Below are 14,623 nucleotides of genomic sequence, written 5' to 3'. Positions count from 1 at the left end.
GCTACCATATTCTGTGCCATGCGGTAGCGGAGTGGGCTCACTCCCCGCAACGGGAAGGGCATTTCATCATAATTCTCCGTCGATGGAGTATATCCAAGAGTGGCGGTGCATGCCAGCATATCCTCCGCATGGGTGATTTTTCGGCGGAGACGAATTTTTTGATGAAATAGAGACTTTATCACGCCGTAAACTTGCTATATATTTTGTAATATATTGTTTATATAACAGTTTAATTAGATTTTTTTGTTTAAAATTATTATGTAATATAATTTATTAGATGTTTTCTATATGATTTTTATGATGATTTATACGAATACGATTTTTCTATTAATGAAACGAATTTTGGGCGCGGCACCGTGCGCTAGCCGACGGCGAGACGATTGTCGGTGGACCAGGTGGCGGCAAAGATGCGGCGAGCCATGACCGGGGCGCTGCTCTGGCGGTAGGAAAAACGCACAAAACAGGCATGGACCTGGACGAATCTTAACCGCGCTGACAGCCAAGATTCTGCCGGCTTTGATAAAGTTTTCCACAAAAAGATTAAACGGCAGTTACGTGAACTTGTTCGGAATCATGTTTCAGTGGGTCATATAATATATTGTATTAAATAATATTTTGTTGTTACGCGAGGTGTTCCGTTCGGCGTTGGTACTCCACGGGCATGACGGAACGCCCTGGCCAATAAAATATCCACAAAGTTATCCACAGGCTGTTCAGGGTCCTTGTTCCAGAAAATCCCCTGCCGGGTGGGTGCTGGCAGCGGCGGATACAGGATGCTGGCATTGACAAAGGCGCAATATCTGGTAGAAGATACTAAAAAATATATACACATGCTGTTATTGTTATATATTCAGGCTAACCGTCTTTGCTGGATGGAGTTTTTCACCACATGCGGGGGTATCCTAATGCGCAATACAGACTGGTTTACAGCCGCCGGCGTGGGACCGTTGGTAATTAAGCGAAACGGTACAAGAACACCTTTCGACCCAGATCGAATTTGCGCAGCCATCACCAGGGCGGGACGTGCAGCGGGTGAATTTGATGCCAGTGTCGCTGGGCGAATTACGGAAGTGGTTTTGAACAAGTTGCAGCCCCTCGTTATCGACCGTGACCCCACGATTGAGCTGATTCAAGATCATGTCGAATTAACATTGATGGATGAAGGCTTTTACCGCACGGCCCGCGCCTATATCGCTTACCGTGAACAGCATCAACGCTTGCGCAGGGACCGCCTGACTGCGGTGAATGCCGTTTCCTCGGTAAATGAGTACCTGGATCGGGAGGATTGGCGAATCAACGCGAATGCCAATCAAGGTTATTCGTTGGGTGGCCTGATTCTGAACGTCGCGGGGAAGGTAACCGCCAATTACTGGCTGAGTCATGTTTATCCGGATGAAATTGGTGCCGCTCACCGTGAGGCGGACATTCATATCCATGATCTCGATATGCTGGCCGGTTATTGTGCCGGGTGGTCGCTGCGAACCTTGTTGCATGAGGGTTTTAACGGCGTGCCAGGGAAGGTGGAAGCGGCACCTCCCCGTCATTTGTCCAGTGCGGTGGGGCAAATGGTAAACTTTCTGGGCACCTTGCAGAATGAATGGGCAGGTGCGCAGGCTTTTAGTTCATTTGATACCTATCTGGCACCGTTTGTCCGCAAGGATGGGCTTTCCTATGACGCGGTACGCCAGAATATTCAAGAGTTTATTTATAATCTGAACGTGCCTTCCCGCTGGGGAAGCCAGACCCCCTTTACCAATGTAACGTTCGATTGGGTCTGTCCTGAAGATCTTCGGGAACAGGTTCCGGTTATCGGTGGAAAGGAGATGCCGTTTCACTATGGCGACTTGCAGGTGGAGATGGATTTGATCAACCGCGCCTATATCGAGGTGATGAGCGAAGGGGATGCCAAGGGTCGCGTTTTCACCTTCCCCATCCCAACCTACAACATAACCGCTGATTTTCCGTGGGATTCTGAAAACGCCGAAAGACTGTTTGCCATGACGGCAAAGTACGGTCTGCCCTACTTTCAGAATTTCATTAATTCTGAACTCCAGCCCAATATGGTGCGCTCTATGTGCTGTCGGCTCCAACTCGACCTGCGTGAATTGCTCAAACGCGGTAATGGGCTTTTCGGCTCAGCGGAGCAGACGGGTTCCATTGGCGTGGTGACGATTAATTGCGCCAGATTGGGTTACCTCCATAAAAACGATGGCAATGGTCTCTACCAGCGCATCGATGATCTGTTGGCGTTGGCGAAAAGCAGTCTGGAGATCAAACGTAAGGTCATCCAGCGCCACATGGACACGGGATTGTTTCCCTACTCCAAACGTTATTTGGGCACGCTGCGCAATCATTTTTCTACCATCGGGATTAACGGGGTCAATGAAATGATCCGCAACCTTACGGAGGACCGGGAGGATATCACAACGACCTGGGGCCATGCGTTCGCCTTGGAATTTTTAGATTATATCAGGAATCGCATGATCGCCTTTCAGGAGGAAACGGGTCATATGTACAATCTAGAGGCTACGCCTGCGGAGGGGACTACCTATCGTTTCGCCAAAGAAGATCGCAAGCGATTTTCCGATATTTTACAGGCCGGGACTGCGGATAAACCCTATTACACGAATTCTTCGCAACTGCCGGTTGGATTTACGGACGATCCGTTTGAGGCATTGGAACGACAGGAGGCTTTGCAAACCAAATACACGGGGGGGACCGTTCTTCACCTGTATATGGGCGAACGTCTCGCTAGTGCGGAAAGCTGCAAGCGTCTGGTGCGGCGCGCGCTGGAGCGATTCCGGTTGCCGTACATTACAGTTACCCCTATTTTTTCCATCTGTCCGGTGCATGGATACCTGGCGGGTGAGCATCCATTTTGTCCCCTCTGTGATCAGGAACGCATCACAGAAAAGCGGCGGCGTTCTGCGTAACTTATAAAAGGAGAATATTATGTATCCTGAGATGGCCAACGAAAGATCAATAGAAGTTGAATTGAGTGATGACGAAAGGCAACCCTGTGAGGTTTGGACAAGGGTTATGGGATATCATCGCCCGACCTCGTCGTTTAATATCGGTAAGCAGGGAGAGCATTTGGAACGTAAATATTTCATCGAGACCAAGCGTTTTGATGGGGGCGGCGCTCCATCGACGCATTATAATTGACAATAAATCAATGTCATTGCCGACGGTTGCTGGTCTCTCCCAGTTTAGTACGGTAGATTACCCGGGGTATTTATGTGCCGTAATATATACTCAAGGTTGTCCATGTCGCTGTCGTTATTGCCATAATACAAGCCTGCAGCCGGGGCAGGGATCGTCAGTTATGTCATGGTCTACCATCATGGGGTGGCTGACTACCCGCAAGGGATTACTGGATGCGGTAACATTTTGTGGCGGCGAACCAACGGTCCATAAATCGTTGCTATTGGCAATTAAGCAAGTAAAGGCATTGGGATTCAATGTCGCTTTGCACACGTCGGGATTGTATCCACACAACTTTGCAAATCTGCTCCCCCATCTGGATTGGGTTGGGTTTGATGTCAAGTCGCCATTTGCGCGTTATCCCGATATCACACGCATACCAGGAAGCGGTGGCAAGGTAAAAGAATCTCTCGAACGGATGCTATCCAGAAATGTTTCATACGAGATCAGAACAACGATACATAATACTATTTTAAGTAGCGCGGATCTTGTTCTTATGGCCCAGGAACTGCGAATGATTGGTGTATCTCGGTGGGTGTTGCAACGTTTTAACAAGGCAGGATGTGCAGATTTGGAGTTGATTGCCAGTCCCACCACAATAGATGGTGATCTGGTTGCTCGGTTGCGCGCCTATGTACCAAATATATTGGTTAGATAGCGAATGAGGTGGTTGACATGGATTTGCCATACCTAAAGATCAAAGGACGGTCCCTGCTCCCTGTGATACAGGGAGGTATGGGTATTGGTATTTCAGCACATAGCTTAGCCGGGGCTGTGGCGGCGGAGGGGGCTGTCGGAACCATCGCAAGCGTGGAGCTACGGCGTTTACACGAGGATCTGATGCGCCCCTTGCGGCGCCTGAGAGATCCAGCGGCTTCGGCCAAGGCAAACCTGATCGCGTTGGATCGCGAGATCCGGGAAGCGCGCCGGATCGCAGGAAAAGAGGGCTTTATCGCCGTTAATGTCATGCATGCCATTTCTGGTTATCGGGAGCATGTGCTTCAAGCTATCAAGAGCGGGGTTAACGCGGTGGTCGTGGGCGCTGGCCTGCCCATGGATTTGCCAACGTTGGCAGCGGAGTTCCCCAAGGTCGCGCTGATCCCGATTCTTTCCGAAGGTCGCGGCGTTCAACTGGTTCTGCGCCGTTGGATGCGCCAGAAACGTCTTCCAGACGCGATCGTTATCGAGAATCCCCAATTCGCTGGCGGGCACTTGGGAGCTACCAGGTTGGAGGATGTTTCAAATCCCAAGTATGGTTTTGCAAATGTCTTGCCCGCGATCCGCAAACTCTTTGCAGAATTGGGTCTGAAAGCCGACCAGATCCCGCTCGTCGCCGCTGGAGGAATCTCTTCGGTTCAGAAAATGCGCGAGATATTTTCCCTCGGCGGGAGCGGGGCCCAGTTGGGCACCCCGTTCGCTGTAACCACCGAGGGCGATGCGCACATCAATTTTAAGCGTGTCCTGGCCGATGCGACGCCTAAAGACCTCGTGACATTTATGAGTTCGGCAGGTCTGCCCGCGCGTGCAGTGCTTACTCCCTGGTTGCGCCGTTACTTGGGACGCGAGGAAAATCTGCGTGCTTGCGCGAGTCAAGATCATTCGCTGTGCCCAAGTCAGACGGAGTGCTTGGTACATTGCGGGTTCAAGGATGGTAATTCGTCCTCCGGGCAATTCTGCATTGAGGCCCAGTTGGCTGCCGCACAACGCGGTGATGTGCAGCATGGGCTGTTTTTTCGCGGCGCCGGACAGCTACCCTTTGGTCAACAAATTAGGAGCGTTCGCGACCTTGTGGCGACACTGCTATGCGAAGCGGCATGGACAAGCGCAGAGAATCGTATGCCTGCGGTGGCAGTATGACTGAATGGTCATGCCAAAAACGGCAGTGCTCTCTGGGCGCGGCACTATTTTTTGCCAAAATATATCAGAAAATCATAATGTTACTTTATACAAAAACATCTATGGTTCTGGCATAAAATTTGCTTTATCGGTGTCGGCAACCTGGCCTCCGCTGGGATTGGCGCATAAATGAAAGCGTTCGCGTTTTTGCATGGAGAGGTGACGGGATTTGAATACGGTTGCAACTTCATCATGGTTGGTGGATGCGGTACGCAACCATGGTTTTAAGAGAAGCTCTGGTATTAATTTTGTAATCGATAAAACGGATGTATGTATTCGCTAGAAATCTGAATGATACATAGGCAGACAATGTTCATACAATATGATCACGCTGGCGTATTAACATGGGGTTTTATTTATAACCGGCCGATAACTATCGAGAGTCTGCAATAGGAGCTTGGTGGTTGCTGGCCCGATCAACTAAGGTGCCATATATGCTACAAAAAAAACCGTTTTTACCAGCTATTTCCGTGCTAACGATAGCTATGGCCGTGACGTCGGTAGCCTATGGATCCACTCTTGCTAAAACGGCCTCAGTGGCTTCTCCCACCGCTGCCACTTCGTCGGTTACTTCAGGCGGTGTTCCCACGGTGGTGCAGAGCTCTTGTATGGCCTGCCATGGCCTGCAGGGTATTTCGCCAGATGGCGGTATGTTCCCCAATTTGGCGGGGCAATGGAAAACCTACATGTTGCGCGAATTAGACCATTTCAAGGCGCATACACGAGCGGATCCACAATCTCCCATTATGTGGGCCATGGTGGCGCCGTTGACTGCCGCGCAGACGCAACAGGTTGCCGAATATTTTTCTTCCCAGAAGCCCGCGTCAGGACATGTGTATGATCCCAAGCTCGTCGCCGAAGGGAAAAAACTGTACTTCGGGGGGTTGCCCAAGATGCAAATGCCGGCGTGCATGGCATGTCATGGTACAACGCTGGCAGGTCTGCCTCCTTTCTTCCCGATGCTGGCAGGACAGAAGCGCACTTATGTGATCAATCAACTAACCTATTTCAAGTCCGGACAGCGGGTCGCCACGCATAAAGGCATTATGCAGTATATAGCCACCAGATTGGATCAAAAACAAATCGTCGCGCTGGCCGCCTATATAAGGTCTCGGTGAGCGCCATGACTGAAAATGAATACACCAAAGCGAAGGGTGACGGTACTCTGGAAGGGAAAACCATACTCGTAACCGGTGCGGGGGATGGCATTGGTAAGGCAGTCTCCATTGAGTATGCCAGGCAGGGCGCCACGGTGGTTTTGTTGGGGAAAACGAAGCGTAATCTGGAGGGGGTTTACGATGAAATCACCGACTATGGGTACCCGGAGCCGGCTATTCTCGTGGTGGATCTCGCCGATCCGACAGCCGATGCATTTAAAACCATAGGCGCGGCTATTTCCAGCGAATTCAAACAGCTGCACGGCATAGTGCATAACGCGGCAGAGCTCGGGATGTTAACTCCACTGGAGAACTATGAAGGGGCCCTATGGGATCATGTATTTCAGGTCAACGTAAAGTCTCCTGTTCTCGTGACGCAGCAGTGCCTTCCATTATTGAAAGAGGCCGCGTACGCCTCCATCATTTTCACAACGGATGAGTCTGGCGTAAAGCCCAAAGGCTATTGGGGCGCCTACGGGGTGAGCAAGGCTGCCATTTTGCATATGGCGCGCATGTGGGCGATAGAGTATGCCAAAACGAATATTCGGGTGAATATCGTAGATCCCGGACCCTGTAGAACAGGGCTTCGCCTGATGACGCATCCCGGCATGCCGATGAAGCGATATGCGCCTCCCGAAGCAATCACCAGTATCTATACGAGATTAATGGATTGTGACGTGTTGGGTCATAACGGAGAGTTGTTTTATGCCCAAGATTTTATCAATCCTGATTTGGATGACAGAACTGCAAGGGATCTGGCGACCCCTACAATAGAATCCACCAAATAGCATATAGGAACCAATATCATGTCAGACGAAGCGCAAGACAACAAACAAGCTCCAAATATAACACGCCGTCGCTTTCTTACCGCGTTGGTGACGGTATCTGGTGTCGCGGTGGCGGGCACTATCGCGGTTCCCATGGTCAAGTCACTGGATCCAACCGCTGCCGCCGCCGCATTAGCCACTACGACCATTGATCTGAGCCCCATAGAACCGGGCATGCAAATGGTGGCATTGTGGCAGGAGAAGCCCGTTATTGTGGTAAATAGAACCCCGGAAATGCTGGCCTCGCTGGATGAGGCGGAGCAGAAGGGCATATTGAAGGATCCCCACTGTAATATTCCGCAGCAACCCCCCTATTGCAAAAACAAGTATAGGTCACGGGTGGCGGAATGGTATGTCGGTATAAAGATATGCAACCACCTGTGTTGCATACCGCATTACCGGCCCAAAAAAGCCAGTGTCGCGCCGTGGTGGCTCGGCGGATTTCATTGTCCTTGCCATGGATCCATGTACGATCTTTCCGCCCGCGTAATCAAAGGTTCACCCGCTCCTCACAATATGGCAGTTCCTGAATATGACATCGATGTGGAAAAGAAAAGCGTCGTTGTAACCAACATGTATCCGCTCGCGCATTTGTGCTGAGTGTGGTAGCCGATAAAGGAGGCTGAGATGAGTTTCAAAACCTGGTTTGTCAAACGTTCGCCATTGCCGGAGATGTGGCGGGAGCACATGGCTGAATACTACGCGCCAAAAAATTTCAACATCTTTTATTACGCCGGGTCCCTGCTCTTATTGATGGTGGTGCTGCAGTTCCTGTCAGGATTTTTGGTTCTGGCACACTACATACCATCTGTTCGTGATGCCTATGACTCCGTATACGGAATCATGTACGACGTGCATTATGGTTGGCTTATGCAGTATATGCATGTCGATGGCGTCTCCCTGATATTCGTGCTTCTGTATATACATATGGCAAGAGGCATGCTTTACGGCTCCTACCGTGCACCGCGAGAACTCGTATGGGTCATCGGCTATACGATCTATCTGGCTTTTATGGCGGAGGCATTTTTTGGATATATATTGCCTTATTCAAACCTGTCATATTGGGCTGGAACGGTAATTACCTCATTGTTCAAGTCTATTCCATTCATCGGAGAGTGGGTCACCACTTTGGTGCGCGGTGGCTCCGGCATGAGCGGAGACACGTTGGATCGCTTCATGGCACTGCATGTGACGGTGGTGTTTATGGTCATTGTCGGATTGATCGTGTTCCATATTCTTTATCTACACAAAGTCGGTTCTAACAATCCGGATGGTCTTGAGATAAAGGCCAACAAAGGGCCAGACGGACATCCGGTAGATGCCATTCCCTTTCACCCCTACTATTCCGTGAAAGATCTCTTTGGATTCGGTGTATGGCTATTCATTTTTGCGGCGATTATTTTCTATGCGCCGACGGTGCATCATATTTTTCTGGAGCGCACCATGTCCACGCCGGCGAACCCATTGAAAAGCCTGCCTGATGTTACCCCGCCATGGTATTTGTCGCCATTTTACGCCATGTTGCGGGCTATACCGAATAAGAATGGTGGCATTATATTAATGGTGGTGGCCGTAGTGTTCCCATTCATACTCCCATGGCTTGATAGAAATCCGGTGATATCGACGCGGTATCGCCCGATTACTCGTATTATGCTCATTATCTTTTTTGCCAACTTCTTTATGCTTGCCTATCTTGGAGAGCAACCACCGTTGCCTAAATATTTTATTCTGGAGCGAGTGGGGGCGGTTATATATGTGGCATTCTTCATTTTACTGCCATTCGTGAGCAAGTTTGAGCCGACCCGGACACCACCCGCGCGAGTCCGTTTCCATGCCCACTGATATTGCGCAGAGAGGAGGCGTTATGAAAAAGTATGTTGTGTGGGCAGGCATGGCCTTGGGGTTGCTTGCCAGTGCGCCTGGAGCATTTGCAGATAACGGGCCCAAGATGATGGCACCGCATTATACCTACAACGCAAAAACTATAATTGCAGGGGCGAAGTTGTTCGCAACCGACTGTATGGCCTGTCATTCCATTAAATTTATGCGTTACGAGTTTCTGACGAATGATCTGGGCATGTCCAAGGCGGATGTGCATAAGTACATCATGTTGCCGACCGGTTCCAACTATAAAGGGAATATGGTGTCGGCGATGCCAACCGATATGGCGCACAAATGGTTTGGCCTTCCCCCGCCGGACTTGAGTCAAATAGTTCGCTATAAGAGTCAGAACTGGGTATATACCTATTTGCTCTCGTTCTACCTTGATCCCCAGCGCCCATCCGGCTGGAATAATCATGTATTTCCCAATGTGGCAATGCCAGATGTGCTTGCACTGCATAGTGGGTTCGTGAATGAACAAGGGAAGGTGCTTCGTGCGGGTGACGAGTCTCCTCAGCAATTCAAGGAGCAGGTCTCTGACATCGTCGCTTTTTTAAGATTTGTATCTGATCCGTCCGTTGTACAACGGCACGACGCGGGGCCTTGGGTGCTCGGCTTGCTTGCGCTGTTTATTATATTTGCTTATTTCCTCAAAAAGGAGTACTGGAGAGACGTGAAATAAATCACCGTTATTTGGATCTATTACATCTTAATTTTTGTCAATATATAAGGAGTAATATCATGAGCAAGGAACAGAATGGAACCGAAAAACCCCAGAACCCGAGTCGGCGCGATGTCTTAAAAGGCATCGCCATAACGGCTGGTGTAGTGGCTGCCGGGGCAGTGGTCGGGGTAAATCCCATCGGCGCGGCGCATGCGGCTGGAAAGTGTCCAGGAATCACACCGAAGGCTTCCCTGCAATATCAGCCACATCCCAAGGGCAAGGATCAATGCTCTGTTTGCGCGAATTTTATCGCGCCGCACTGCTGCAAGGTCGTGGCTGGATCGGTGGTGCCTGAGGGGTACTGTATGGCATTTATTCTCAAGTCGGCATAAAAACTTATATTGTGTGGCTTCCTCTCCTTCCCCTCTCTGTTGAGGGGGGAGTATTCCATGCGGAGTGGATATTAGTGAGGTGCGGAGCTACACTTGGACCGGTGGGGTTTGGAGGGTGGGAGCAAGGTGCAGCGCCACCACCTGAAAGGCGCCGGAAGCCGTTATAACCGAAAAGGTAGCTCTAGAAAGAAGGAGGTGCGGGGGAGGGCAGGTATTTTGCAATACTTGCGAGCTACCCAGCCTTGGCACAGGCGCCAGGGACTCCGCGTAATATTATGACTTTACGAAAGACATCATGTATTGCGGTAGCGATGGCTGTATGCGCACTGGCTTTCACAGCCCCCGCTTTGGCGGCCGAACAGCCAATGCAAGCAGCTATTCATGAGGGGGGCCAGTTGTTCGCCGCGGCGTCCCTGGGAACTAAGGGTAATAGTTGTATGACGTGTCACCGTGGTGCCGGACGCGTAGAGGGTATGCTCCCAAATGGTAAAAAGATTCCAAGCCTTCTTGGCGCCGCGGCTACCTTCCCTAAATATAATAAACGCGCTGGGAAGGTAATCACGCTGGAGATGCAGGTCAACTCCTGTATAGCAAATGGCCTCGGCGGAATGCCGCTATCCTCCAGTGGTCCAAAGATGGTGGCGCTCGTTAGTTACTTGACATCCTTGTCGCAAGGGAAGCCCGTTGATATCCAAGGCGTGAAGGAATGATCGAAGGTCAGCCCCCCCGTTCCGGGGTGATGGGATCTGAGGGGCTGCTGACGCGGTAAGGCTTAAGGTGCGCCATCGTTGTACCATGCGATACTGCTCATGTTACTAATGGTGGCGCCACCATGGCGTGTATAAAAACGACAACGAAACATCCAAAAAGGTGAGGACGACCTCCTGCTGTTTGTAATTAATCTCTGCTCTATTTTACTTTGGAAAACCATGAGACGGGTTGAGGGAATAGCGTATGCCTGGGCAGCAGAATGGCTTGAAAAATACTTCAGCCGTGGTATTGAACGATGTGAACGTGGCGCCATCTGCTTTGTTAGGTTCGCTGCTAATATTTTTTGTCAGTGTTCCGTTTGTGGTTTTTGGTAACGGGTTCTTGGTAATGGTTGGGGCGGTAATGATTGTCTTGTCATTCATTGATGCGGCGAATATTGCGACATTGATGTTAACCACAAAATGTCTTGTTAACGATGGTAATCTGGTAATGAAATACGGTTTGTCACGGCGACTGAACGTTTCCATGCCGGCGCCGTCCATTCGAGATATAAAAATCAAGCAAACGTGGTTTGGTTCGCTATTCAAATATGGCTCAGTAATCGTTATTGGTGATGATCTGGGAGTTATGCTGCAGTATATAAAAAACCCGTTGGCGGCAATGGAAGCGATTAAAAAATCCATCGGTATATGGCCATGAAAGGCTAAAATGGGCGATGATCCGTTCCGGATGGAATTCCGTTACCCGGAGGCAGGGGGGCCGCCGCCCGTCGTCCTCAGTATCGCCGGCTCTGACCCCAGTGCGGGCGCGGGCGCCCAGGCCGACCTGCTGACCCTGGCCAGCCTGGGCGTGCATGGCTGCACGGCGGTGACGGCGCTGACCGTTCAGGATTCGGTGGACGTCCGTGCCTATACGCCGGTGAGTCCAGAGAATACCGTAGCGCAAGCCCGTGCGGTGCTCGACGATATGTCCGTACGGGTCGTCAAGATCGGGATGCTGGGAAGCGCAGCCATGGTGGCTGCGGTGAGCGCGCTGCTGGCGGATTATCCGCGGATTCCCGTGGTGCTTGATCCGGTGCTGGCGGCCGGAGGCGGTGCGGCCCTGGCCGGGGCGGGATTGCGCGAAGCCTTGGCTGCTCAATTACTGCCACAGGTGACGGTGATGACGCCCAATGGGCCTGAGGCGCTGGCCTTGTCCGGCGCCAGCGATTTGCCCACGGCGGGTGCCTGGCTCAATCGCCAGGGGGCGGAGTGGGTACTGATCAGCGGGGGGCACGGCGAGGGGCCGGAGCTGGAGAATATGCTGTTTCAAGGTGAGGTATTACAGCGGACCTTCCGGCAGCCCCGGCTGCCCCAGCACTATCACGGTTCGGGGTGTACCTTGGCCGCCGCGCTGGCGGCGGGTCTGGCGCGCGGTTTAGCCATGGAAGAGGCTGTGTCGCGGGCACTGGATTTTACCCATGCCTGCCTGCTCCATGCCCATCCGCTGGGGAAGGGACAGTATTTTCCGGACCGGTTCTTTTGGGCGCGCGGGTATCGGGAGGAATAGGATGGCCGGGCAGAAGCCCCTTATTTCCGGACTGTATGCGATCACCGAAGCGCGTCCGATGCCGGAGCCCGTTTTCCTGGCGCAGGCCGAGGCAGCGCTGCGCGGAGGCGCGCGTATTCTGCAATATCGGGACAAGGGCGACGTTGTGGCCGAGGCACCGAGACGGCGGCGGCAGGCGGGGGCTTTGCGGGAACTTTGCGCGCAGTACAACGCCCTTTTCGTCGTCAATGATGATCCTCTACTGGCGCAGGCCATCGGGGCACCGGCCCTCCATGTGGGCGCGGAAGACGCGCCGCTGCCAGCGTTGCGCGTGCAGTTGGGACGCGCCATACTTATCGGCGTTTCCTGTTATGGATCGGTGCGGCAGGCGCAAGAGGCGGCGGCGCTGGGGGCGGACTATGTGGCCTTCGGGTCCTTTTTTGCCTCTCCCAGCAAGCCGCGGGCGCCGGTGATCAGCATGGATGTGCTGACGGCGGCGCGTGCGGTTGTGGATCTGCCGATAGTGGCCATCGGCGGCATCACGGAGGTCAGTGGGGGTGCCCTGATCGCGGCGGGTGCGGATGCCCTGGCGGTGATTTCCGGCATTTTTGGTGCGGACGACGTGGAAGGGGCGGCAAGGCGTTTTACCGCTCTGTTTGGTGACCGTAAGGAGTGATGATGACGCAGACTTCACATGCGCTGTTCAGTGCGGCGCAACAATGCATTCCGGGAGGGGTTAACTCGCCGGTTCGGGCCTTTCGCGGCGTGGGCGGTGACCCGATTTTCATCGACCATGCCGAAGGACCCTTCTTCTGGGATGTGGAAGGCAAGCGCTACATCGATTATGTGGGTTCCTGGGGACCGATGATCCACGGCCACGGCCACCCGGAAGTATTGGCGGCGGTGCATGCGCAGGTGGACAAGGGTCTTGGCTTCGGCGCGCCTACCGCCATCGAGGTGGAAATGGCGGAGCTGGTTTGCTCCCTGGTGCCGGGCATCGAGTCGGTGCGCATGACTTCCAGCGGCACCGAGGCGGTGATGACCGCCATTCGTCTGGCGCGTGGTTACACCGGGCGCGACAAGATCATCAAATTCGAGGGCAATTATCACGGCCACAGCGACAGCCTGCTGGTAAAGGCCGGTTCCGGGGCGCTGACCCTCGGCCAGCCTTCGAGCGCGGGGATCCCGCGCGAGGTAAGTCAGGATACCCTGGTGTTGCCGTATAACGATCTCTCCGCGGTGGAAGAAATGATGTCGCGCTTCGGCTTTGATGTCGCGACCATCATCGTCGAGCCGGTGGCCGGCAACATGGGTTGCGTGCCGCCGGAGCCCGGCTTTCTGGAAGGATTGCGCGCCGTATGCGATCAATATGAGTGCGTGTTGATTTTTGACGAAGTGATGAGCGGATTCCGGGTGGCCGTGGGCGGCGCGCAGGCACTCTACGGGGTGCGTCCCGATCTGACCACGCTGGGCAAGATCATCGGCGGCGGTCTGCCGGTGGGGGCCGTCGGTGGTCCGCGGGAAATGATGGAATACCTGGCACCCACCGGGCCGGTGTATCAGGCGGGGACGCTGTCCGGCAATCCTGTGGCCATGGCCGCCGGACTGACGACCCTGCGGCTGCTGACGGTGCCGGGTTTCCATGAGCGCCTGGCGGCGCAGACGGTGGCGCTCTGCAAGGGCCTGGCCGAGCGGGCGGAGGCCGCGGGCGTGCCGATGCAGATCAATCAGGTGCCGGGCATGTTCGGCTGGTTCTTCGCGGCGCAGCCGGTGCGCGGTTTTGATGCGGTGATGGCCGCCGACAGTAAACGCTACGCCCGCTTTTTCCATGGCCTGCTGGCGCGCGGGGTGTATCTCGCCCCCAGTGCCTATGAGGCGGGTTTCCTCTCGGCGGCCCACGGCGACGCCGAGATCGCCGCCACCCTGGATGCTGCGGAAGCCGTTCTGGCCACTCTCAAGGAGGACGCATGAGCACCCTGTTCACTCGCATCATCAACGGCGAAATTCCGGCGCAGAAAGTGCTGGAAGATGACCGTTATCTGGCTTTTCTCGATATTCGCCCGGTGCGACCGGGGCACACCCTGGTTATCCCCAAGATCGAGCATGATTATATTTTCACGCTGGATGACGAAACGCTGGCCGGTCTTCTGCCTTTTGCCCGGCGTGTCGTACCGGCGCTGGAACAGGTGACCGGTTGCAAGCGGGTCGGGGTCATGGTGGCGGGGTTGGAAGTACCGCATGCCCATGTGCACCTGATTCCCATGAACGCCATCCCCGACCTGAATTTTGCCAACGCCAAAGATATACCGGCGGCGGAGTTGGCGGCGATGGGGGATAAGGTCCGCGCGGCGTTGCGGGGTTAGG

General features: G+C 53.4%; 16 protein-coding genes. All 16 read left to right on the top strand.

Translation table 11 applies throughout. The features are described 5' to 3' along the window. The first annotated feature begins 872 nt into the window (after nt 1-872). The 16 genes from PJU76_RS13500 (at nt 873) to PJU76_RS13430 (ending at nt 14,622) form a co-directional block, all read left to right on the top strand. Nucleotides 873-2,933 carry a ribonucleoside triphosphate reductase gene (locus tag PJU76_RS13500; protein WP_334212487.1) on the top strand — a complete coding sequence of 687 codons (2,061 nt, stop codon included), beginning with the start codon at nt 873-875 and terminating at the stop codon, nt 2,931-2,933. A 19-nt stretch (nt 2,934-2,952) separates the two neighbouring features. Then, complete coding sequence (gene nrdD / locus PJU76_RS13495; protein WP_271779937.1) at nt 2,953-3,165, top strand: anaerobic ribonucleoside-triphosphate reductase; 213 nt, start codon at nt 2,953-2,955, stop codon at nt 3,163-3,165. Continuing rightward, on the top strand, nt 3,131-3,862 hold the full coding sequence (locus PJU76_RS13490) for an anaerobic ribonucleoside-triphosphate reductase activating protein (RefSeq protein ID WP_334212468.1): 732 nt from the start codon (nt 3,131-3,133) through the stop codon (nt 3,860-3,862). The genes nrdD and PJU76_RS13490 overlap by 35 nt, the downstream gene beginning before the upstream one ends. Nucleotides 3,863-3,879: 17 nt before the next feature. After that, nucleotides 3,880-5,061, top strand: a complete 1,182-nt coding sequence (locus PJU76_RS13485) for an NAD(P)H-dependent flavin oxidoreductase (RefSeq protein ID WP_271779935.1) — start codon at nt 3,880-3,882, stop codon at nt 5,059-5,061. A 473-nt stretch (nt 5,062-5,534) separates the two neighbouring features. Then, entirely contained in the window at nt 5,535-6,218 is a 684-nt protein-coding gene (locus tag PJU76_RS13480) for a c-type cytochrome (protein WP_271779934.1), read from the top strand. Nucleotides 6,219-6,223: 5 nt separating this feature from the next. After that, nucleotides 6,224-7,045, top strand: coding sequence for an SDR family NAD(P)-dependent oxidoreductase (locus tag PJU76_RS13475; protein ID WP_271779933.1), 822 nt, complete (start codon nt 6,224-6,226; stop codon nt 7,043-7,045). Between the two features lie 18 nt (nt 7,046-7,063). Then, the gene (gene petA, locus PJU76_RS13470; protein ID WP_215848758.1) at nt 7,064-7,684 is read left to right on the top strand and encodes a ubiquinol-cytochrome c reductase iron-sulfur subunit; all 621 of its coding nucleotides are present in this window, start codon (nt 7,064-7,066) and stop codon (nt 7,682-7,684) included. Between the two features lie 27 nt (nt 7,685-7,711). Next, complete coding sequence (locus tag PJU76_RS13465) at nt 7,712-8,926, top strand: cytochrome b (RefSeq protein ID WP_271779932.1); 1,215 nt, start codon at nt 7,712-7,714, stop codon at nt 8,924-8,926. A 22-nt stretch (nt 8,927-8,948) separates the two neighbouring features. Beyond that, nucleotides 8,949-9,647: a cytochrome c1 gene (locus PJU76_RS13460; RefSeq protein ID WP_064220210.1), complete on the top strand. Its 699-nt coding sequence runs from the start codon at nt 8,949-8,951 to the stop codon at nt 9,645-9,647. 59 nt (nt 9,648-9,706) lie between these two features. Further along, the gene (gene iro, locus PJU76_RS13455; RefSeq protein WP_271779931.1) at nt 9,707-10,021 is read left to right on the top strand and encodes an iron oxidase; all 315 of its coding nucleotides are present in this window, start codon (nt 9,707-9,709) and stop codon (nt 10,019-10,021) included. 275 nt (nt 10,022-10,296) lie between these two features. Beyond that, complete coding sequence (locus PJU76_RS13770) at nt 10,297-10,731, top strand: hypothetical protein (protein WP_408629740.1); 435 nt, start codon at nt 10,297-10,299, stop codon at nt 10,729-10,731. A 244-nt stretch (nt 10,732-10,975) separates the two neighbouring features. Then, on the top strand, nt 10,976-11,431 hold the full coding sequence (locus tag PJU76_RS13450; protein ID WP_271779930.1) for a PH domain-containing protein: 456 nt from the start codon (nt 10,976-10,978) through the stop codon (nt 11,429-11,431). A gap of 9 nt (nt 11,432-11,440) precedes the next feature. Beyond that, nucleotides 11,441-12,280, top strand: coding sequence for a bifunctional hydroxymethylpyrimidine kinase/phosphomethylpyrimidine kinase (gene thiD / locus PJU76_RS13445; protein WP_271779929.1), 840 nt, complete (start codon nt 11,441-11,443; stop codon nt 12,278-12,280). 1 nt (nt 12,281) lies between these two features. Next, entirely contained in the window at nt 12,282-12,935 is a 654-nt protein-coding gene (gene thiE / locus PJU76_RS13440) for a thiamine phosphate synthase (RefSeq protein ID WP_271779928.1), read from the top strand. A gap of 2 nt (nt 12,936-12,937) precedes the next feature. After that, on the top strand, nt 12,938-14,230 hold the full coding sequence (gene hemL / locus PJU76_RS13435) for a glutamate-1-semialdehyde 2,1-aminomutase (RefSeq protein WP_271779927.1): 1,293 nt from the start codon (nt 12,938-12,940) through the stop codon (nt 14,228-14,230). Beyond that, the gene (locus PJU76_RS13430) at nt 14,227-14,622 is read left to right on the top strand and encodes an HIT family protein (RefSeq protein WP_271779926.1); all 396 of its coding nucleotides are present in this window, start codon (nt 14,227-14,229) and stop codon (nt 14,620-14,622) included. The genes hemL and PJU76_RS13430 overlap by 4 nt, the downstream gene beginning before the upstream one ends. Nucleotide 14,623: the final 1 nt, after the last annotated feature.

The sequence above is a fragment of the Acidithiobacillus ferriphilus genome, from assembly GCF_028215975.1.
Classification (GTDB): Bacteria; Pseudomonadota; Gammaproteobacteria; order Acidithiobacillales; family Acidithiobacillaceae; genus Acidithiobacillus; species Acidithiobacillus ferriphilus.
This window is presented reverse-complemented; position numbering and strand designations above follow the sequence as displayed.

What these genes read in the sequence shown, in the direction of transcription:
- PJU76_RS13770 (WP_408629740.1), top strand. Translation starts at nt 10,297, where the DNA reads ATGACTTTACGAAAGACATCATGTATTGCGGTAGCGATGGCTGTATGC.
- PJU76_RS13490 (WP_334212468.1), top strand. Translation starts at nt 3,131, where the DNA reads ATGGGGGCGGCGCTCCATCGACGCATTATAATTGACAATAAATCAATG.
- hemL (WP_271779927.1), top strand. Translation starts at nt 12,938, where the DNA reads ATGACGCAGACTTCACATGCGCTGTTCAGTGCGGCGCAACAATGCATT.
- thiE (WP_271779928.1), top strand. Translation starts at nt 12,282, where the DNA reads ATGGCCGGGCAGAAGCCCCTTATTTCCGGACTGTATGCGATCACCGAA.
- iro (WP_271779931.1), top strand. Translation starts at nt 9,707, where the DNA reads ATGAGCAAGGAACAGAATGGAACCGAAAAACCCCAGAACCCGAGTCGG.
- PJU76_RS13475 (WP_271779933.1), top strand. Translation starts at nt 6,224, where the DNA reads ATGACTGAAAATGAATACACCAAAGCGAAGGGTGACGGTACTCTGGAA.
- PJU76_RS13450 (WP_271779930.1), top strand. Translation starts at nt 10,976, where the DNA reads ATGCCTGGGCAGCAGAATGGCTTGAAAAATACTTCAGCCGTGGTATTG.
- PJU76_RS13465 (WP_271779932.1), top strand. Translation starts at nt 7,712, where the DNA reads ATGAGTTTCAAAACCTGGTTTGTCAAACGTTCGCCATTGCCGGAGATG.
- petA (WP_215848758.1), top strand. Translation starts at nt 7,064, where the DNA reads ATGTCAGACGAAGCGCAAGACAACAAACAAGCTCCAAATATAACACGC.
- PJU76_RS13460 (WP_064220210.1), top strand. Translation starts at nt 8,949, where the DNA reads ATGAAAAAGTATGTTGTGTGGGCAGGCATGGCCTTGGGGTTGCTTGCC.
- thiD (WP_271779929.1), top strand. Translation starts at nt 11,441, where the DNA reads ATGGGCGATGATCCGTTCCGGATGGAATTCCGTTACCCGGAGGCAGGG.
- PJU76_RS13480 (WP_271779934.1), top strand. Translation starts at nt 5,535, where the DNA reads ATGCTACAAAAAAAACCGTTTTTACCAGCTATTTCCGTGCTAACGATA.
- PJU76_RS13430 (WP_271779926.1), top strand. Translation starts at nt 14,227, where the DNA reads ATGAGCACCCTGTTCACTCGCATCATCAACGGCGAAATTCCGGCGCAG.
- nrdD (WP_271779937.1), top strand. Translation starts at nt 2,953, where the DNA reads ATGTATCCTGAGATGGCCAACGAAAGATCAATAGAAGTTGAATTGAGT.
- PJU76_RS13500 (WP_334212487.1), top strand. Translation starts at nt 873, where the DNA reads ATGGAGTTTTTCACCACATGCGGGGGTATCCTAATGCGCAATACAGAC.
- PJU76_RS13485 (WP_271779935.1), top strand. Translation starts at nt 3,880, where the DNA reads ATGGATTTGCCATACCTAAAGATCAAAGGACGGTCCCTGCTCCCTGTG.